20 protein-coding genes are annotated in these 18,563 nt (G+C 73.6%); 12 read left to right on the top strand and 8 right to left on the bottom strand.

What is annotated here, in order from left to right; all coding sequences use genetic code 11:
- Window positions 1-2 precede the first annotated feature (2 nt).
- The 4 genes from K7640_RS05845 to K7640_RS05860 are packed head-to-tail and all read left to right on the top strand — an operon-like array spanning window position 3 to window position 3,893.
- Window positions 3-923 carry an SDR family NAD(P)-dependent oxidoreductase gene (locus K7640_RS05845; protein WP_222953633.1) on the top strand — a complete coding sequence of 307 codons (921 nt, stop codon included), beginning with the start codon at window positions 3-5 and terminating at the stop codon, window positions 921-923.
- A 36-nt stretch (window positions 924-959) separates the two neighbouring features.
- The gene (locus K7640_RS05850) at window positions 960-1,841 is read left to right on the top strand and encodes an amidohydrolase family protein (RefSeq protein ID WP_222953634.1); all 882 of its coding nucleotides are present in this window, start codon (window positions 960-962) and stop codon (window positions 1,839-1,841) included.
- A 17-nt stretch (window positions 1,842-1,858) separates the two neighbouring features.
- On the top strand, window positions 1,859-2,311 hold the full coding sequence (locus K7640_RS05855) for a MaoC family dehydratase (protein WP_222953635.1): 453 nt from the start codon (window positions 1,859-1,861) through the stop codon (window positions 2,309-2,311).
- Between the two features lie 58 nt (window positions 2,312-2,369).
- The gene (locus K7640_RS05860) at window positions 2,370-3,893 is read left to right on the top strand and encodes a long-chain fatty acid--CoA ligase (protein ID WP_255608089.1); all 1,524 of its coding nucleotides are present in this window, start codon (window positions 2,370-2,372) and stop codon (window positions 3,891-3,893) included.
- Here the strand turns inward: K7640_RS05860 and K7640_RS05865 are convergent.
- The 8 genes from K7640_RS05865 to K7640_RS05900 form a co-directional block, all read right to left on the bottom strand.
- Window positions 3,817-4,704 (bottom strand): PaaX family transcriptional regulator C-terminal domain-containing protein, encoded by an 888-nt coding sequence (locus K7640_RS05865; RefSeq protein WP_222953637.1) that lies wholly within the window; start codon window positions 4,702-4,704, stop codon window positions 3,817-3,819. The genes K7640_RS05860 and K7640_RS05865 overlap by 77 nt on opposite strands.
- A 39-nt stretch (window positions 4,705-4,743) precedes the next feature.
- Window positions 4,744-5,556 (bottom strand): ABC transporter ATP-binding protein, encoded by an 813-nt coding sequence (locus K7640_RS05870; RefSeq protein ID WP_222953638.1) that lies wholly within the window; start codon window positions 5,554-5,556, stop codon window positions 4,744-4,746.
- Window positions 5,549-6,373, bottom strand: coding sequence for an ABC transporter permease (locus K7640_RS05875; RefSeq protein WP_222953639.1), 825 nt, complete (start codon window positions 6,371-6,373; stop codon window positions 5,549-5,551). Before K7640_RS05875 ends, K7640_RS05870 begins: the two co-directional genes overlap by 8 nt.
- Window positions 6,370-7,170: an ABC transporter permease gene (locus K7640_RS05880; RefSeq protein WP_222953640.1), complete on the bottom strand. Its 801-nt coding sequence runs from the start codon at window positions 7,168-7,170 to the stop codon at window positions 6,370-6,372. Before K7640_RS05880 ends, K7640_RS05875 begins: the two co-directional genes overlap by 4 nt.
- A 71-nt stretch (window positions 7,171-7,241) precedes the next feature.
- Window positions 7,242-8,204 (bottom strand): ABC transporter substrate-binding protein, encoded by a 963-nt coding sequence (locus K7640_RS05885; protein ID WP_255608090.1) that lies wholly within the window; start codon window positions 8,202-8,204, stop codon window positions 7,242-7,244.
- A 282-nt stretch (window positions 8,205-8,486) separates the two neighbouring features.
- Complete coding sequence (locus K7640_RS05890) at window positions 8,487-9,659, bottom strand: 4-hydroxybenzoate 3-monooxygenase (RefSeq protein ID WP_222953642.1); 1,173 nt, start codon at window positions 9,657-9,659, stop codon at window positions 8,487-8,489.
- 123 nt (window positions 9,660-9,782) lie between these two features.
- Entirely contained in the window at window positions 9,783-10,595 is an 813-nt protein-coding gene (locus tag K7640_RS05895) for an IclR family transcriptional regulator (protein WP_222953643.1), read from the bottom strand.
- 21 nt (window positions 10,596-10,616) lie between these two features.
- Window positions 10,617-12,077 (bottom strand): benzaldehyde dehydrogenase, encoded by a 1,461-nt coding sequence (locus tag K7640_RS05900; RefSeq protein WP_222953644.1) that lies wholly within the window; start codon window positions 12,075-12,077, stop codon window positions 10,617-10,619.
- A 168-nt stretch (window positions 12,078-12,245) separates the two neighbouring features.
- Between K7640_RS05900 and K7640_RS05905 the strand changes: the two genes are divergently transcribed.
- From K7640_RS05905 to K7640_RS05940, 8 genes are all read left to right on the top strand, one after another.
- A complete protein-coding gene (locus K7640_RS05905; protein WP_222953645.1) occupies window positions 12,246-13,064 on the top strand; it encodes a CoA transferase subunit A in 819 nt (272 codons plus the stop codon).
- Window positions 13,065-13,223: 159 nt separating this feature from the next.
- Entirely contained in the window at window positions 13,224-13,967 is a 744-nt protein-coding gene (locus K7640_RS05910) for a CoA-transferase subunit beta (protein ID WP_374198061.1), read from the top strand.
- A 14-nt stretch (window positions 13,968-13,981) separates the two neighbouring features.
- Window positions 13,982-14,734: a protocatechuate 3,4-dioxygenase subunit beta gene (gene pcaH / locus K7640_RS05915; RefSeq protein WP_374198062.1), complete on the top strand. Its 753-nt coding sequence runs from the start codon at window positions 13,982-13,984 to the stop codon at window positions 14,732-14,734.
- Window positions 14,727-15,299, top strand: coding sequence for a protocatechuate 3,4-dioxygenase subunit alpha (pcaG, locus tag K7640_RS05920; protein WP_222953646.1), 573 nt, complete (start codon window positions 14,727-14,729; stop codon window positions 15,297-15,299). Before pcaH ends, pcaG begins: the two co-directional genes overlap by 8 nt.
- Complete coding sequence (pcaB, locus tag K7640_RS05925; RefSeq protein ID WP_222953647.1) at window positions 15,274-16,614, top strand: 3-carboxy-cis,cis-muconate cycloisomerase; 1,341 nt, start codon at window positions 15,274-15,276, stop codon at window positions 16,612-16,614. Before pcaG ends, pcaB begins: the two co-directional genes overlap by 26 nt.
- A complete protein-coding gene (gene pcaD, locus K7640_RS05930) occupies window positions 16,611-17,390 on the top strand; it encodes a 3-oxoadipate enol-lactonase (protein ID WP_308042466.1) in 780 nt (259 codons plus the stop codon). Before pcaB ends, pcaD begins: the two co-directional genes overlap by 4 nt.
- Window positions 17,387-17,764 (top strand): 4-carboxymuconolactone decarboxylase, encoded by a 378-nt coding sequence (gene pcaC, locus K7640_RS05935; protein ID WP_222953648.1) that lies wholly within the window; start codon window positions 17,387-17,389, stop codon window positions 17,762-17,764. The genes pcaD and pcaC overlap by 4 nt, the downstream gene beginning before the upstream one ends.
- On the top strand, window positions 17,761-18,546 hold the full coding sequence (locus K7640_RS05940; protein ID WP_222953649.1) for an IclR family transcriptional regulator: 786 nt from the start codon (window positions 17,761-17,763) through the stop codon (window positions 18,544-18,546). Before pcaC ends, K7640_RS05940 begins: the two co-directional genes overlap by 4 nt.
- Window positions 18,547-18,563 lie beyond the last annotated feature (17 nt).

The raw sequence follows: 18,563 nt of genomic DNA on the forward strand, positions 1-18,563 counted from the left end.
CCATGTCACTGGACGGCAAAGTCGCCATCGTCACCGGATCCGGGCGGGGTCTCGGCCTCGCGTACGCCCAGGAGCTGGCGCGACAGGGCGCGTCCGTCGTGGTCAACGACGTCGACGCCGACGCCACGGCCGACGCGGTCGCGGCGATCCAGGCGGCCGGCGGCCGGGCCGTCGCGGTGGTCGCCCCGGTCGGGCCGACCGAGACCGCGGAGCAACTCGTCAACACCGCGGTCGAGCGGTTCGGGCGGCTGGACATCCTCGTCACCAACGCCGGCGTCCTGCGCGACACCGTGCTGTGGAAGATGAGCGACGACGACTTCGACACCGTCATCAACGTGCACCTGCGCGGCACGTTCACCACCGTGCGGGCGGCGGTGCGGCAGATGCGGCAGGCCGGCGCGGGCGGGCGGATCATCTGCATCGGTTCGCCGACCGGCCAGCGGGGCACCTTCGGCCAGACCAACTACGCGGCCGCCAAGGCGGGCATCGTCGGCATGGTCCGTACCTGGGCGCTCGAACTCAAGCGGGCCGGCATCACCGCCAACACGGTCGTGCCCGTCGCCGCGACCGCGATGACCGCCACCGTCCCGTACTTCGCCGCGGCCGTCCGGGCCGAGGCGAACGGCGAGCCGATGCCGGCGTTCTTCCGGCACGACCTCGGCTTCGGCACGGCGGACGACGTGGCCGGCCTGATCGCGTTCCTCGGCTCCGACGCGGCGGCCGCGGTGACCGGGCAGGTGATCGGGGTGGGCGGCGACCGGATCCAGATCTGGACCCACCCGGAGGCGGCGCTCACCGCGCACCGCGAGGGCGGCTGGAGCTACGACGCCCTGCGGGAAGCCTGGCCGACGACGTTCGCCGGGGCCGCGCAGACCGTCGGCGAACGCTTCCCGGAACTTCCCGAGGAGTTCAAGACCGCCTGACCCGCCCGACGAGACCGCCCACGAAGGTTGCCGCCCATGTACCAGCCCGCGATCGACCTCGACACCGTCACGGCGATCGACATGCACGTGCACATCGAGGTCGACGACCACGGCCACGCCTCGCTGCCCGAGCCGCTCGTGGCGGCCGTGTCGAAGTACTTCCGGACCGACGGGCCACGACCCGCGGTCGACGCGGTGGCGCAGTACTACCGCGAGCGCGACATGGCCGCCGTCGTCTTCACCGTGGACGCGGGTACGCAGTTGAAGCACCCGCCGCTGTCCAGCGCCGAGATCGCCCGCGCCGCGGCCGAGCACGCCGACGTGCTCATCCCCTTCGGGTCGGTCGACCCGCGCACCGGCGAGGCGGCTCTCGAACGCGCCGCCCGGCTGATCGAGGAGGAGGGCGTCCGCGGCTTCAAGTTCCACCCGACCGTGCAGGGCTTCGACCCCAGCCACGACGAGTACGCCCCGCTCTGGGGCCTGCTCGAACGGGCCGGCGTGCCGGCGCTGTTCCACACCGGACAGACCGGCATCGGCGCGGGCACGCCGGGCGGCTACGGCCTGCGGCTCGGCCTGTCGAACCCGATGCTGCTCGACCCGATCGCGGCCGACTTCCCCGACCTGCAGATCATCATGGCCCACCCGTCGGTGCCCTGGCAGGACGAGGCGCTGTCGGTGGCCACGCACAAGCACAACACCTGGATCGACCTGTCCGGCTGGAGCCCGAAGTACTTCCCGGCCGAGCTGGTGCGCTACGCCAACACCCTGCTCAAGCGCCGGGTGCTCTTCGGCACCGACTATCCCCTGCTCACCCCCGACCGGTGGCTGCGCGACGTGGCCGCCACCGACCTCAAGCCGGACGTGCTCCCGGGCATTCTCAAGGACAACGCCGCCCGGCTGCTGGGCCTCGCCCGGTGACGACGAGAGGAAGCGCCATGACGACGACCATCGCCTACGACCAGCTCGCCGATCTCGCCGGCACCGACCTCGGCTACACCGACTACCGGACGGTCACCCAGGACCAGGTGAACCTGTTCGCCGACGCCACCGACGACCACCAGTGGATCCACGTCGACCCGGAGCGGGCGCGGACCGGCCCGTTCGGCGCGCCGATCGCGCACGGCTTCCTCACCCTCTCGCTGGCGGTGCCCTTCTGGACCGAGCTGCTCGAGGTCAAGGGCGTGACCACGAAGGTGAACTACGGCCTGGACAAGGTGCGCTTCCCCGCCCCGGTCGCGGTCGGGTCGCGGGTGCGCATGCGGGCCGTCGTCGCCGAGGTGGTCGAGGTGCGCGGCGGCTACCAGCTCGCCGTCGACCAGACGATCGAGATCGAGGGCGGCACCAAGCCCGCGGTCGTCGCCCGGGGGCTCTACCGCTTCCACGCCTGAGCCCGGGGCGTCCGCCGAGCCGGGTGAGCACACCACCTCCACCACCAGGAGACTGATGATGCACCAGCACGGAATCGGCGCCTGGATGGCCAAGCGCCGGCTCAAGTCCCCGGACAAGGTCGCGCTCGTGCACGGCGACGGGTCGACCATCACGTACGGACAGTTCGCCGACGCCGCCGACCGGATCTCGGCGGTGCTGCGGGAGCGGGGGATCGGCCGGGGCGACGCCGTCGCCTACCTGGGTGAGAACAGTCCGGAGTTCCTCCAGGTGATGTTCGCGGCGGCCCGGCTCGGCGCGGTCTTCGTGCCGGTCAACACCCGGCTCGCGCCACCCGAGATCGGCTACCTGCTGGCCGACTCCGGCACCCGGGTGCTGGTCCACGACCCGGATTTCGCCGCGTCGGTGGCCGCCGCCGTGCCCGCCGCCGGGGGGCTGCAGCTCCTGGTCACCGGCGCGGGCACCGGGGACCGGCCGGGGCTGGACCCGCTGCTGCGGGCCGCCGCCGGCATCGCCGACCCGGTCGACACCGACCACGGTGACCCGGCGGCGATCATCTACACCTCGGGCACGACCGGCCGGCCCAAGGGCGCGGTGCTGACCCACGGCAACCTCACCTGGGTGGCGCTCAACTGCGTGGTCGACTACGACGTCGTCTCGACCGACGTCGCGCTGATGATCTCGCCGCTGTTCCACGTCGCCTCGCTCGGGATGGGCGCCCTGCCGGTCATCCTCAAGGGCGCCACCATGGTCCTGGAGAAGGGCTTCGAGCCGGGCCGCGCGCTGGCCCAGATCGAGCGGCACGGGGTCACCATGCTCAGCGGAGTGCCGACCACCTACCAGCTGATGGCCGACCATCCCGCCTGGGCCACCACCGACCTGTCGACGCTGGCGAAGCTGACCTGCGGCGGTTCGGCGGTGCCGATCCGCGTCCTCAACGCGTACGAGGCGCGGGGGCTGTCCTTCTCCCAGGGGTACGGGATGACCGAGGCGTCGCCGGGGGCGACCGCGCTGCCGCCGGCGATGACCCGGGCGAAGCAGGGCAGCGTCGGGCTGCCGCACTTCTTCACCGACGTACGGGTCACCGACGTCACCGGGGAGCCGGCGCCCACCGGCACCGTCGGTGAGATCGAGATCGCCGGCCCGAACGTCTTCGCCGGCTACCACGGGCTCCCGGAGGCGACCGCCGAGTCGTTCACCGCCGACGGCTGGTTCCGCTCCGGCGACCTGGGCCACCTGGACGCCGACGGCTACCTCTACATCTCCGGCCGGCTCAAGGACATGATCATTTCGGGTGGCGAGAACATCTATCCGCCCGAGCTGGAACTGCTGCTCGCCGAGATCGACGGGGTGACCTCGGCGGCGGTGATCGGCGTGCCGGACGAGCGCTGGGGCGAGGTGCCGTGGGCGATCGTGACCGTACGGGAGGGTGCGGCGGTGGACACCGACACCGTGCGCACCCACCTCGACGGCCGGATCGCCCGCTACAAGCTGCCGAAGAACGTCGTCATCGTGGACGAGCTGCCGCGGACCGCGTCCGGGAAGGTGCGGAAGGCCGACCTGCGGGCCCGCTTCGGCGGCTGACCGCGGGGCGGGCCGCGACGAGGGCGGCGAACTCCGCGGCGGACGCCTCGGCCAGCCGCTCGTGCATCCGGCGGTAGGTCTCCGCCGAACGGGTGGCCGGCCACTCCGCGCCCATGAACTCGGCCGGCAGTCGCGGGTCGGCGCGCAGCAGCGCCAGCCAGTCCGCCACCAGCATCGTCCGCACGGTCAGGGCGCTCGGGGCCATCGCCGTCGCGGCCGGGTCGGCCCACACCTCGATGAACGCGAGGTGCTCGCGCCGGATCGCCTCGATGTCCCAGGCGGCGCGTACGCTCTCGCCGATCGGGAAACCGGCCAGCTCGCGGGCGTGGAAGGCGACCACGGCGTGGGGTGGCAGGTCCTGCCGCAGCGGCTCCAGCGACCCGGCGAGGTCGACCTCGCCGGGCGCCAGCCACAGCCCGTCCCGGATCGGCGCGAAGCCCTCCCAGGTCAGCGTGGAGCGCAGCCGGTGCCGCAGCTCCCGCTGGCCCTCGGGGATGGAGAAGGTGACCAGGGTCCAGCCGCTGCCCTGCGGGTCGAACGGGCGCGGCCCGCGGACCCGGTACGTCGCCTCGCGCAGCACCGCGGTGCCGTGCTCGGTGAGCGAGAACAGGGTCTCCCGACCGCTGCGGGTGCGGGCGAGGATGCCGCTGTGTTCGAGGCGGTCGAGGGTCGCGCGCGTCGCCGGCGCGGCGACGCCCGCGCCCTCCAGCACGTTGATCAGGGCGCTCGCCCGGATCGGCCCCGTGGCGCCATCGACAACATGCTCGCCGAAGAACGCGAGCAGCAGTTGCTTCGGCTGACGACTACGCACAGCCCTCCCTTTCGGCGAATCCGATTGTCGTGGCGCCGGTCACCGCGCGGACTGCGGGGCCACGGCCTGGCCGCGCTTGGCCCGCTGGATCTGGTCGTAGACGTGTGTCCGCAGCTCCGTGAAACGGGGCAGGGCGCGGGTCGTGATCTGATCGCGCTCCGGCGGCAGGTCGATCGCGAGGTCCTCCTGGACCCAGGTCGGCGACTTGGACAATACTAGAACCCGCTGGCCCAGATACACCGACTCGTCGATGTCGTGGGTGACGAAGAGGATCGAGATCCGGCGGCTGCGGTGCAGCTCGCGGACCAGGTCCTCCAGGTCCGCCCGGGTCTGCGCGTCCACCGCGGCGAACGGCTCGTCCATGATCAGGACCTCGGGCTGGTACGCGACGGCCCGGGCGATCGCCACCCGCTGCTGCATCCCGCCGGAGAGCTGCCACGGGTGGCTGCGCGCGGCGTGCGCCAGGCCCACCGCCTCCAGCGCGTCGCCGACCAGCTTGTCCCGCTCGGCGCGGGAGAGCTTCTTGTGCCGCAGTGGCAGCTCGACGTTGCCCCGCACGGTCAGCCAGGGATAGAGGCTGCGGCCGTACTCCTGGAAGACGACGGCCATCGCGGGGCTCGGCCCGGTCACCGGCGAGCCGTCCATCTCGACCACGCCGCCGGTGGGCCGCAGCAGCCCGGCCAGGCACTTGAGCAGGGTGGTCTTGCCGCATCCGGAGGGCCCGACGATGCAGACGAGTTCGCCGGCGTCCATGGTGAAGCTGATGTCCCCGATCGCCTCGACGTCGCCCGTCGTGGCCTCGTAGACCTTCCGCAGGTGCTCCACCCGCAGCAGGTTGTTCCGGTCAGGCACGGTTGACCTCCCTGATTCCGTGGTACCAGCGCAGCACGCGCCGTTCGACGAGACCGAAGACGACGGCGAGGAAGACGCCGACGAGGCCGAGCAGGAGGATGCCGCTCCACATCTCGGCGATGAGGTAGTTGCGCTGGAAGTAGGCGATCCGGTAGCCGAGTCCGGAGGACGAGGCGAACATCTCGGAGATGACCATCAGGATGAGCGCGACCGAGAGGGCCTGCCGGACCCCGGCCATGATGCGCGGGCTGGCGGCCGGCAGCACGAGGAACCAGAGCCGCTCCCACCAGGTCACCCGGAACGAGTCGGCGGTCTCCGTCATGACGCTGTCGGTGGCCCGGACACCCTCGATCGTGTTCAGCAGGATCGGCCAGACCGCGCCGGAGACGATCACCACCACCTTCATGGTGTCGGTGATGCCGAGCAGCAGCATCACCACCGGGATCAGCACCGGCGGCGGGATGGCCCGGAAGAACTCCAGCAGCGGCTCGAGCAGCTCGCGCAGCCACTGCACCAGGCCGATGACGGTGCCGGCGGCGATGCCGAGCACGATCGACGCGGTGATGCCGAGGCCGAGCCGGTAGAGGCTGGGCAGCACGTCCGCGACGAACGCGGGGCCGACCCAGGTGTCCACGAAGGCTTCGGAGATGGTCAGCGGGCCGGGGAAGAACCGGCTCGTCCCCCTCGTCGCCACCAGACCCCAGACGACCAGCAGCAGCATCGGCAGCCCGAGCGCGTAGCCGAAGCTCACCGCGATGCGGGACCCGACCCCCCGGGCGCGTGGCGGGCCGGCGAGCCGGCCGGTGTACGCGGTCACCGCGCCTCCTCCCCTCGTACGGACTGGTGCCAGGACAGCACCCGGCGCTCGACGAACCGGAAGACCAGGTTCACCGCGAGCCCGAGCAGGCCGGTGACCACGACGAGGGCGTACAGGCCGACGGCGTCCCCGGCGGACCGGGACAGCTCGATCATGCGGCCGAGGCCGGGGTTGCCGATCACCATCTCGGCGGTGATGGCGAGGATCAGCGCGACCGCCGCGGCGAGCCGCAGGCCCGTCATGAGGTACGGCAGGGCGGTCGGCAGGACGAGGTGGGACAACTGCTCGCGGCGGGTGAGGCCGAAGCTGCGGGCGGTGTCCCGGGCGACCGCGTCGACGTCGGCGACGCCGTAGATCACCTGCACGAACACCTGCCAGAACGACGCGTAGACGATGATGACGAGGGCGGCCTGTCGCTGGATGCCGAACATCAGCACGGCGAGCGGGATGAGGGCGACCGACGGGATGGGGCGCAGGAACTCGACAATCGTGTGGGTCGCGCGCCGCAGCACCGGCACCAGGCCGACGACCGTGCCGAGGACGACGGCGGCGACCGTGGCCACCGTCAGGCCGATCGCCCAGGACGTCATGGTGGTGCCCAGCCGCCGCCAGAACGCCAGGTCGACGGACTCCTCGAAGAGCCGCGCCAGCACGTCCGTCACGTACGGCAGGTACTGCGAGTTGATCAGGCCCAGGGTGGGGATCAGCTGCCAGACGGCGAGGAACCCGGCGAGGCCGACGACGCCCAGCACCGCCTTGCGTACCGCGCGCAGGCGCCGGGGGGTAAGGACGCGCATGTCACTCCCGTGGTCACTCGGGCGGCGGCGCCCTCCCCGGTCCGGGGGCCGGGAAGGGCGCCGAACGCGTCCTACTTCTGCTGGATGAGGCGGTCGAGGTCGGGCTGCTTGTCGAGCACCTTGTACTTCTGGGCGAGTTCGGCGAGCGTCTGCAGGCTCGACCGGTCGACGTCCCAACCGAACTCCGGCAGCTTCACCGACTCGGCCACCGGCGGCGGCAGCTGGAGGTTGTCCTTGATGGCCTGCCGGACGGCCGTCTCGTTGGCCGGGTCCTTGGCCCACTCCAGGGTCTTCTTCATCGCCGCCGAGAAGTCCTCGACCAGCTTGGCGTCCTTCTCCGTACGCTCCTTGCTGGTGATCGTGGTGAGGGTGGTCAGGCCGGGCACGACCGCCTGGTAGGGCGCGACGACGAAGGTGTCGCCACGGCTCTTCAGCTGGGTGACGAAGGGCTCCGGCACCCAGGCGGCGTCGATGTTGCCGGCCTCGAGCTGCGCCGGGGCGTCCGGGAAGGCGACCTCGACGAACTTGATCTTCGTCGGGTCGCCGCCGTCCTTCTCGACCGCCGCCATGATGGTCACGTCGCCGGCCGCGCCGAGGCTGTTGACCGAGACCCGCTTGCCCGCGAGCTCGGCGGGGCGCTTGATGCCGGACTTCGCCGAGGCGACCACGGCGTTGATGTCGTCGCCGTCGGCGTACGAGGAGGCGTAGTTGCCGATGATGACCACGCCGAGGTTCTGCAGGTCGGCCCGGAACGGGCCGAACGGCTGGCCGATGGCGAAGTCGATGTCCCCGTTCATCAGGGCCGGGATGGCCTGCGCGCCGCCCTGGGCGGGCAGCACCTCGACGTCGAGCCCGTGCTCGGCGAAGACGCCCGCCTTGATGCCGCCCCACAGCGCGGCGGTCTCGGTGATGGGCAGCGCCGCGACCCGGACCTTGCGCAGCTCGCCCGAGCTCTGCTCGGACGGGGTGGACGCGTCGGAGTCGGTGCATCCGGTGAGGGCGATCGCGGTGACGGCGATCAGCCCGAGTGCCATGACCTTCTTCATTGACGAGGCCCTTCCTGGGCAGGGGTGGTGGGGTGCGTCGGAAAGCCGGCGGATGCCTCGGATCTGCAGGTGAAGTACCGCTGCGTGGGGGGCACGCCGCTGTGTTGGCCATGGTCAGTCACCCCGGCATCGAAAGTCAAGAAATTCTGACGCCCGTCATGAATAAGTTAAACAACGCTCCGCTGCGGTGGCGTCGCCCGGACAGGACGGGGCGCCGCGCGGCGTCCACATCGGTCGCCGCGCGCTCGCCGAGGGGCGTGCCGGACGGGGTCACACCTCCGGCAGGCCCACGTAGTTCTCGGCCAGGCTGGTGGCGTAGCCACGCGAGGTGGCGACGTACCGCAGCGTGGCGGTCTGCAACTTCGCCTCGTACGGGTCGTCGCCCGCCAGCCGGTGCAGCATCGAGGTCATCCACCAGGAGAAGTGCTGGGCCCGCCAGACCCGGCGCAGCGCGGTGGCCGAGTAGTTCGTCAGCAGCTCGGCGTCCGCCCGGTCGTACCAGGCGGCGAAGGCGTCGCCGAGCAGCGCGACGTCGGCCAGCGCGAGGTTCATGCCCTTCGCCCCGGTCGGCGGGACGATGTGCACGGCGTCCCCGGCCAGGAAGAGCCGTTCCCACTGCATCGGCTCGACCACGAAGCTGCGCATCGGGGTGATCGACTTCTCCAGGATCGGCCCCTCGTTGAGCGACCAGCCCGGCACCGTCTCCAACCGCGCCCGCAGCTCCGCCCAGATCCGCTCGTCCGGCCACCGGGTGATGTCCTCGTCCGGCGCGACCTGGAGATAGAGCCGGGAGATCTCCGGTGAGCGCATGCTGTAGAGGGCGAAGCCCCGCTCGTGGTTGGCGTAGATGAGTTCCTCCACCGCCGGTGCGGCGGCGGCCAGGACGCCCAGCCAGGCGAAGGGGTACGTCCGCTCGTAGCTGGTCAGCACCCCCTCGGGCACCGCGCCGCGGCTCACCCCGTGGAAGCCGTCGCAGCCGACCACGAAGTCGCAGCGCAGCTCCTCGTCGCGTCCGTCGCGTCTGAAGTGGACGACCGGCTCCGCCGAGTTGAGACCGGCCAGCCGGAGCACCTCGGCGTCGAAGTGGATCGTCCCGCCGGCCGCGAGCCGGGCGGCGATCAGATCCTTGACCACCTCCTGCTGCCCGTAGACGGTGATCGCCCGCCCGGTCAGCTCGGTCATCGGCACCCGGTGCGACTCCCCGGCGAAGCGCAGCTCGATGCCCTCGTGCCGCAGCCCTTCCCGGCGCAGCCGCTCGCCGACACCGGTACGGCAGAGCAGGTCGACCGAGCCCTGTTCGAGGACGCCCGCCCGGACCCGGTGCTCGACGTGGTCGCGGCTGCGGCTCTCCAGCACCACCGACTCGATCCCGTGCCGGTGCAGCAGGTGCGACAGCATGAGTCCCGCCGGCCCCGCGCCGACGATGCCGACCTGGGTACGCATCTGCGGCCTCCTCCCTCGTCTCCTCCCCGCCCCGGTCGGGCGGTCGCGCGGTCAGCCTGCCGGATCGGGTCGGCCGGCGCCGCCGCCGCTTTCCGCTCAGCGGAAACCGGCGGCGGGCCACCGTCAGCCGCCCGGCCGGCCGGGCACCGCGTGGTGCAACATCGGGTACGGGTCCTCGGCCGCCTCGGCGAGCCGGGCGGCCACCTGACCGGCCGCCTCGCGCAGCGCCGGCACCAGCCGGGGCAGCCGGGCCCCGAGGCTGTGCACGACGATGCCGATCGACGCCAGCGCCGTGCCGTCGGGGTCGAGGACGGGCACCGCCACCGAGCACGACCCGAGGGTCATCTCCTCGTGGGTGCGGGCCCAACCCCGCCGGCGCACGCCGGCCAGCTCGCGGTGCAACCGGCCGGGCTCGGTGAGCGTGTACGGCGTGCAGCGGGCCAGCGGCCGGCGCAGGTGCGCGGCGATGACGGCCGGCGGCTGGAAGGCGAGCAGCGCCTTGCCGACCCCGGTGGCGTGCAGCGGCAGCCGTCCACCGACCCGGGAGATGATCGGCACCGAGCGGTGCCCGCTGACCTTCTCCACGTAGAGCGCCTCGTCGCCGTCGCGCACCGCCAGGTGCACGTTCTCCCGCACCACGGCATGCAGGTCCTGGAGGAAGGGGAGCGCGACCTCACGCAGCCGGGTGTGCAGCGGCGAGAGCAGCGCGGTCTCCCACAGCCGTACGCCGATGGCGTAGCCGCCGTCCGGCCCGCGGGCCAGCGCCCGCCCGGCGACCAGCTCGCCGACCAGGCGGTGTGCCGTGGTGAGCGGGAGCCCGGCGCGCCGGGCGATGTCGGTGAGCGTCAGCGTCGGATGGGCCACGTCGAACGCGCCGAGGATGGCCAGCACCCGTGCGGTCACCGAGGTGCCCGGCACCCCGACCCCGCCCGCCACGATGCTCTCCCTCCGCCGGGGTCAGAACGGGTACCGGGTGATGTCGCCCCGCACGGTGAGCCACTGGGTCTCGGTGAACGCCTCGACGTTCGCCGCCGCCCCGCCGAACCGGGAGCCGGTGCCGGAGGCCCCGACCCCGCCGAACGGCGCGACCGCCTCGTCGCTGACCGTCTGGTCGTTGATGTGCACGATCCCGCTGGGGATCCGGTCGGCCAGCGCCATCGCCCGCATCACGTCGCGGCTCAGGATGCCCAGCGACAGGCCGTACTCGGTCTGCCGGGCCAGCGCCACGGCCTCGTCCTGGTCGGCGAAGGTGAGCACCGGCGCGACCGGCCCGAAGACCTCCTGGGCGTACGCCGGGGTGGCGGGGGTGACGTCGGCGAGCACCGTGGGCCGGTAGAACAACCCCTCGTAGGTGCCGCCGGCCGCGAGCCGGGCGCCCGCGTCGACGCTCGCCGTGACCAGCGAGTGGATCTTGTTGCGCTGGTTGGCGTCGATGATCGGCCCGAGCGCCACCTGCTCCTTGGCCGGGTCGCCGACCGGCAGGTGGTTCGCCTTCTCGGCCAGTTGCTCGACGTACCGCTCGGCCAGGCGCTCGTGCACCAGGTGCCGGCCGGTGGTCATGCAGATCTGTCCCTGGTGCAGGAAGGATCCCCAGGCCCCGGCGGAGACCGCGAGGTCCAGGTCGGCGTCGTCGAGCACGATCAGGGCCGAGTTGCCGCCGAGTTCGAGGTGGGCCCGCTTGAGGTGGCGGGCGGCGGCCTCGCCGACCTTGCGACCGGCCGCGGTCGAGCCGGTGAAGCTGACCACCCGCACGTTCGGGTCGGCCACCAGCGCCTCGCCGGCGTCGACCCCGCCGGGCAGCACGTGCAGCAGCCCGTCGGGCAGGCCGGCCTCCTCGAAGACCCGGGCGATCGAGACGCCACCGCAGACCGCGGTGCGGGCGTCGGGCTTGAGCACCACGGCGTTGCCCAGCGCCAGCGCCGGGGCGACGGAACGGATGGCCAGGATGAGGGGGAAGTTGAACGGCGCGATGACGCCGACCACGCCGACCGGCAACCGCCGGGCCAGGCTGAGCCGTGGTTGCGCGCTCGGGACGATCTCGCCGAGCGGGTGCGAGGCCAGGGCCGCCGCCTCGTGGCACTCCTGCGCCGCGGTGTGGGTCTCGACGTCGGCCTTGGGTGGGACGGACCCGGCCTCCCGCACGATCCAGTCGCCGATCTCGGCGGCGTGCCGCTCGAACAGGTGCCCGGCCCGGCGCAGCACCGCGGCCCGTTCGACGTAGCTGGTGGCGGCCCAGGCGCGCTGGGCGTCGGCGGCCCGGGCGCAGGCGCGCGTCACGTCGTCGGCGTTCGCCACGCCGACCCGGCCGATCTCCTCGCCGGTGGCGGGGGAGCGCACCGGGGCGGTGCCGCCGGCCGGCTCCACCCAACCGTCGCTGTGCAGCGTGCCCTGCCAGGTCGTGGCGTCGAGCAGTGTCATGGTGGTGGGCCTCCTGCCGAGTTGTTCGCTCACCGAACGGTCGTTCTCCTTTTGAACGTTGGCACGCGGTCCGGCCCGCGTCAACGCCCGGCGTTGACGGATGCCGCCTGCGGGCCGTACGTTCGATATGAGTACGGCAGTCCGCATAGCGAACAGGCGGTGAGGCGCATGGCGAGGCTCGTCTCGCTGGCCGACGGCGTGGCGGACCTGGTCCGCGACGGTGATGTGGTGGCCCTGGAGGGGTTCACGCACCTCATCCCGTTCGCCGCCGGTCACGAGATCATCCGTCAGGGGCGGCGGGAGCTGACCCTGGTGCGGATGACCCCCGACGTCATCTACGACCAGCTCATCGGCGCCGGGTGTGCCCGCCGGCTGGTCTTCTCCTGGGGCGGCAACCCGGGAGTGGGGTCGCTGCACCGCTTCCGGGACGCCGTGCAGCACTCCTGGCCGCGCCCGCTGGAACTGGAGGAACACAGCCACGCGGGGATGGCCAACCGCTACGTCGCCGGGGCGTCCGGGTTGCCGTTCGCCGTCCTGCGCGGCTACACCGGCACCGACCTGCCCCGGCACACCACCAACATCCGGCCCATCACCTGCCCCTTCACCGGCGAGACCCTGACCGCGGTGCCCGCCCTGCGTCCCGACGTCACCGTGGTGCACGCGCAACGCGCCGACCGGGCCGGCAACGTGCAGATGTGGGGCATCACCGGGGTGCAGAAGGAGGCGGTCCTCGCCGCGCACCGGTCGCTGGTCACCGTCGAGGAGATCGTGGACGAGTTGGAGCCGGTCCCCGGGCAGGTCGTCCTGCCCGGCTGGGCGGTCACCGCGGTGGCCGAGGCGCCCGGCGGCGCGCACCCCTCCTACGCCCAGGGTTACTCGGTGCGGGACAACGACTTCTACCGGGCCTGGGACGAGGTCAGCCGGGACCGGGACACCTTCCGCGCCTGGCTGGAGCGACACGTGCACCGGACCGGGGCGGCAGCGTGAGCGCGAGGAGTGAGCCGGGGTTGCGAGCCCCGCAGTCGCGAACGAACGGAGACCCCCGTGAGCGCGAGGAGTGAGCCGGGGTTGCGAGCCCCGCAGTCGCGAACGAACGGCGACCCGGTGAGCGAGGAGAACGCGTTGGCGGCCTGGACCGCGGACGAGATGATGACCGTCGCCGCCGCCCGGCAACTGCGCGACGGCGCCGCCTGCTTCGTGGGGATCGGGCTGCCCAGCACCGCGGCGAACCTCGCCCGGGTCACCCACGCCCCGAACCTGGTGCTGATCTACGAGTCGGGCTGCCTCGGCGCCAAGCCGGACCGGCTGCCACTGTCCATCGGGGACGGCGTCCTCGCCGACACGGCGGACGCGGTGGTGTCCGTGCCCGAGGTGTTCAACTACTGGCTGCAACCCGGCCGGATCGACGTGGGCTTCCTCGGCGCCGCGCAGCTCGACCGGTACGGCAACATCAACACCACGGTCGTCGGCGACGACTACGCCGCCCCGAAGGTCCGGCTGCCCGGCGCCGGCGGCGCCCCGGAGATCGCCGCCTCCTGCGGCGAGGTCGTGGTGATCGTCCGGCAGAACCTGCGCACCTTCACCGAGCGGGTCGACTTCGTCACCTCGGTCGGCTACGGCTCGGGTCCGGGCGACCGGGAACGGCTCGGCCTGCGCGGCGGCGGCCCCCGGCTGGTGATCACCGACCTCGGCGTCCTCGAACCCGATCCGGTCACCCGCGAGCTCACGCTGACCAGCCTGCACCCCGGCGTGACCCGGGAACAGGCGCGGGCGGCCACCGGCTGGGACCTCGCCGTCGCCGAGCGGCTCAGCACCGGCGCGCCGCCGACGACACACGAGCTCACGGTGCTGCGGGCGCTGGAGGCCACCAAGCACGGGAGCCCACGGTGACGGGAGACGACCCGATGACCCAGGAGACCGTCGACCAGGCCGGCAGCGGGCTGGTGCTGCCGCGGTACCGGCGCGACGACGTCGACGCCCACCCGCCCCTGCTCAGCCCCGGCTACAAGTCGACCGTGGGGCGGGCGCCCCGGCAACCGCTCACCTACCTGCCGCAGCGGCTCACCGAGGTCACCGGGCCGCTGCTGGGGGAGGGGCGGCTGGGCGACCTCGACCACGACCTGACCCGCCAGCACGACGGGGAGCCGCAGGGCCAGCGGATCATCGTGCACGGCCGGGTCCGCGACGGCGACGGCCGGCCGGTGGCCGGCACGCTTGTCGAGATCTGGCAGGCCAACGCCGCCGGGCGCTACCGCCACGCCACCGACTCGTGGCCGGCGCCGCTGGACCCGCACTTCGACGGGGTGGGCCGGGCGCTCACCGACGAGCAGGGGCGCTACCGGTTCGTCACCGTGCGGCCCGGCGCCTATCCCTGGCGCAACCACGACAACGCCTGGCGGCCGGCGCACATCCACTTCTCCCTCTTCGGCCGCGCCTTCACCCAGCGGCTGGTGACGCAGATGTATTTTCCGGGTGACCCGCTCTTCTCCCAGGATCCGATCTTCAACTCGGTCCGCGACCCGAAGGCCCGGGAGCGGATGATCGCCCGGTACGACCACGCCGCCACCATGCCGGAGTGGGCGCTGGCGTACGAGTTCGACATCGTGCTGCGGGGCCGGGAGGGCACCCCGTTCGAGGACGAGGACGACGATGACTGAGCGGCTGGGCGTCACGCCCGCACAGACCGTCGGGCCGTACCTGCACATCGGCCTGCGCTGGCCCGACGGCCCGTACGTGGTGCCCGAGGGCACGCCGGGCGCGGTCTGGATCCGCGGCCGGATCCTCGACGGCGCCGGCGCGCCGGTGGTGGACGCCATGGTGGAGAGCTGGCAGGCCGACCCGGACGGCCGGTTCGACCACCCGGACGACCCGCGCGGCGCCCGGCCGCCCACGCTCGCCAGCTTCCGCGGCTTCGGCCGCGCCGAGACCGACGGGCAGGGCTGGTACCGGCTGCTGACCGTCAAGCCCGGACCGCTGCCCGACCCGGACGGCGGCACCGAGGCGCCGCACCTGACCCTGTCGGTGTTCGGGCGGGGGCTGCTGCACCGCCTGGTCACCCGGCTGTACTTCCCCGACGAGCCGGCCGCGAACGCCGCCGATCCCGTGCTGCGCGGCGTCGACGCCGGCCGCCGGGACACGCTGCTGGCCAGCCCCGCGCCGGACGGCCTCCGCTTCGACATCCACCTCCAGGGCGACCGTGAGACCGTCTTCTTCGCCCTCTGAGGGCCTGCTCACCGGCCTCTCCAGCGTCCCCGACGTGGACGCGGAACTCGGCGACCCGGCCCTGCTCCAGGCGATGCTGGACGTGGAGGCCGCGCTCGCCCGGGCCGCGGCGGACGCCGGTGTGCTGCCCGCACCGGCGGCCGACGCGATCGTCGCGCAGTGCCGCGCCGAGCGGTACGACCCCGGGGCCCTCGGCCGGGCCGCCGACGCCGCCGGCAACCCGGTGGTGCCGCTGGTGCGCGAGCTGACCGCCGCCGTGCCGGCGTCCGCCCGGGCCTGGGTGCACCTCGGGGCGACCAGCCAGGACGTCCTGGACACCGCGCTGGTGCTGGTGGCCGGGCGGGCGCTCGGCCCGCTGCTGCGGCACCTCGACGCCGCCGCCGACGCCGCCGCCCGGCTCGCCGACACCCACCGGGACACCGTGCTGGTCGCCCGGACCCTCGGCCAGCAGGCGGCGCCCACCACGTTCGGGCTCAAGGCCGCCGGCTGGTTGACCGGCCTGGTCGACGCGCGGGACCGGCTGCGCCGGGCGGGCGCCGCGCTGCCCGCGCAACTCGGCGGCGCGGTCGGCACCCTGGCCGCGTTCGGCCCGGCCGGACCGGAGGTCGCCGAGCGGTTCGCCGCCCACCTGGGCCTGCCCGCGAGCCCGCTGCCCTGGCACACCCGCCGCCAGCCGCTGCTCGACCTGGCCGCCGCCCTCGGCGGGCTCCTCGCGGCCGCCGGCAAGGCCGGCCTCGACGTGGGGCTGCTCGCCCAGACCGAGATCGGTGAGGTCGCCGAGGGCGGCGCCGGTCGGGGCGGCTCCTCGGCGATGCCGCACAAGCGCAACCCGGTGGACTCGGTCCTGGTCGGTGCGGCGGCGCGGCGCGGTCCGGGTCTCGTCGCCACCCTGCTCGCCGCCGCCGTCCAGGAGCACGAGCGGGCCGCGGGCGGCTGGCACGCCGAGTGGGAGCCCCTGCTCGACCTGCTGCGGGTGGCCGGCGGCGCCACCGCCCGGTGCGCCCGGATGCTGGCCGGGCTGCGCGTGCACCCGGAGCGGATGCGGGCGAACCTCGACGCGACCGGCGGCCTGGTGCTCGCCGAGGCCGTCGCCGCGCGGCTGGCCCCCGCCCTCGGTCGCGGCGCCGCCCACGACCTGGTCGCCCGCGCCGCCGCCCGACCCCCGTTCCGCGCCGCGCTGCTCGCCGATCCCGAGCTGCGCGCCCACCTGTCCGAGGCGGACGTCGACGAGGCGCTCGACCCGGCCCGCTGGCTCGGCTCGGCCGGCCGGTTCGTCGACCGCGCCCTGGACTCCTGGCGGGAGGCGGGGACGTGACCGCCCGGCTGCACGCCACCGTGGACGGCCCGGCCACCGCGCCGGTGCTGCTGCTCGGCAGCTCCCTGGGCACCGCCGGGGCGATGTGGGAACCCCAGGTCCCGGCGCTCGCGCAACGGTTCCGGGTGATCCGGTACGACCACCTGGGCCACGGCCGCTCGGCGGTGCCCGCCGGGGCGTACACGGTGGAGCTGCTGGGCCGGGAGGTGCTGCGGCTGCTCGACGACCTCGGGGCGGCCCGGGTCGACTACGCCGGCCTGTCCCTCGGCGGCATGGTCGGCATGTGGCTCGCCGCGCACGCGCCCGACCGGGTCCGGCGGCTGGCGCTGCTGTGCACGTCGGCGTCGCTCGGCCCGCCCGAACAGTGGCGGGACCGGGCGGCGACGGTACGGGCCGCCGGCCTGCCGCCGATCGCCGACGCCGTGGTGGCCCGCTGGTTCACCCCGGCCTTCGCCGCGACCCGGCCCGACCTGGTCGCCCGGTACCGCGCCATGCTCACCGCGACACCCCCGGCCGGCTACGCCGCCTGCTGCGAGGCGATCGGCGCGATGGACCTCCGCCCCGACCTCGCCCGGATCGGCGCGCCCACGCTGGTCGTCGCCGGAGCCGACGACCCGGCCACCCCGGTGGCGCACGCCCGGGCGATCGTCGCCGGCATCCCGGGGGCCCGGCTCGCCGTGGTGGACGAGGCCGCCCACCTGGCCAACGTCGAGCAACCCGAGCGGGTCGGCCGACTCCTGCTGGCACACTTCGACGAGGGACGTGGGGACGGATGAACGACCACGAGCGGCACGAGGCGGGCATGGCGGTACGCCGGCAGGTGCTCGGTGACGCGCACGTCGACCGGGCGATCGCCGGCACCGACGAGTTCACCGCCGACTTCCAGGACTTCATCACCCGCTACGCGTGGGGGGAGATCTGGACCCGGCCGGGCCTGGACCGGCGTACCCGCAGCTGCGTCACCCTCGCCGTGCTCGCCACCCTGCACCACGACGAGGAGTTGGCGATGCACGTGCGCGCCGCGCTGCGCAACGGACTCACCCCGGAGGAGGTGGGGGAGGTCCTGCTCCAGGTCGGCGTCTACGCTGGCGTACCGGCGGCGAACCGGGCGTTCAAGGTGGCCCGGGAGACCCTGCGGGAGGCCGGGTGAGCGAGGAGGCGGCGAGGTCGCCGGAGTTCGTCCAGTCGCTGGAGCGCGGACTCGCGGTGATCCGGGCGTTCGACGCCGAGCATCCGCAGCTCACCCTGAGCGAGGTCGCCCGCCGGACCGGGCTGACCCGGGCCGCGGCCCGCCGGTTCCTGCTCACCCTGGTCGAGCTGGGGTACGTGCACACCGACGGCCGGCTCTTCTCGCTGCGCGCGCGGATCCTCGAACTGGGCTACGCGTACCTGTCGGGCCTGAGCCTGCCCGAGGTCGCGCAGCCGCACATGGAGGCGCTCGTCGCCCAGGTGCACGAGTCCTGCTCGGTCTCGGTGCTCGACGGCGACGAGGTGGTCTACGTCGCCCGGGTGCCCACCAAGCGGATCATGACGGTGGGGATCAGCGTCGGCACCCGCTTCCCCGCGTACGCCACGTCGATGGGGCGCGTGCTGCTCGCCGCGCAGCCGGCGGACTGGCTGGCCGACTATCTCGCCACGGCCGAGCTGCGGCCGTTGACCCGGCGCACCGTCACCGACCCGGCGAAGCTGCGCGCCGCGCTGACGAAGATCGCCACCCAGGGGTACGCGATCGTCGACCAGGAGCTGGAGGAGGGGCTGCGGTCGGTGGCCGCGCCGATCCACGGCGAGCACGGCTCGGTGATCGCCGCGGTGAACGTCTCCGCGCACGCCAGCCGCGGGTCGTTCGAGATGATCCGCCGGGAGCTGCTCCCGCCGCTGCTGGCCGCCGCCAAGCGGATCGAGGAGGACCTCCGGGGCGGCCCGCGCCGGTAGGCGGCCCGCGTCGGTGG

Source organism: Micromonospora sp. PLK6-60, from assembly GCF_019890675.1.
Classification (GTDB): domain Bacteria; phylum Actinomycetota; class Actinomycetes; order Mycobacteriales; family Micromonosporaceae; genus Micromonospora.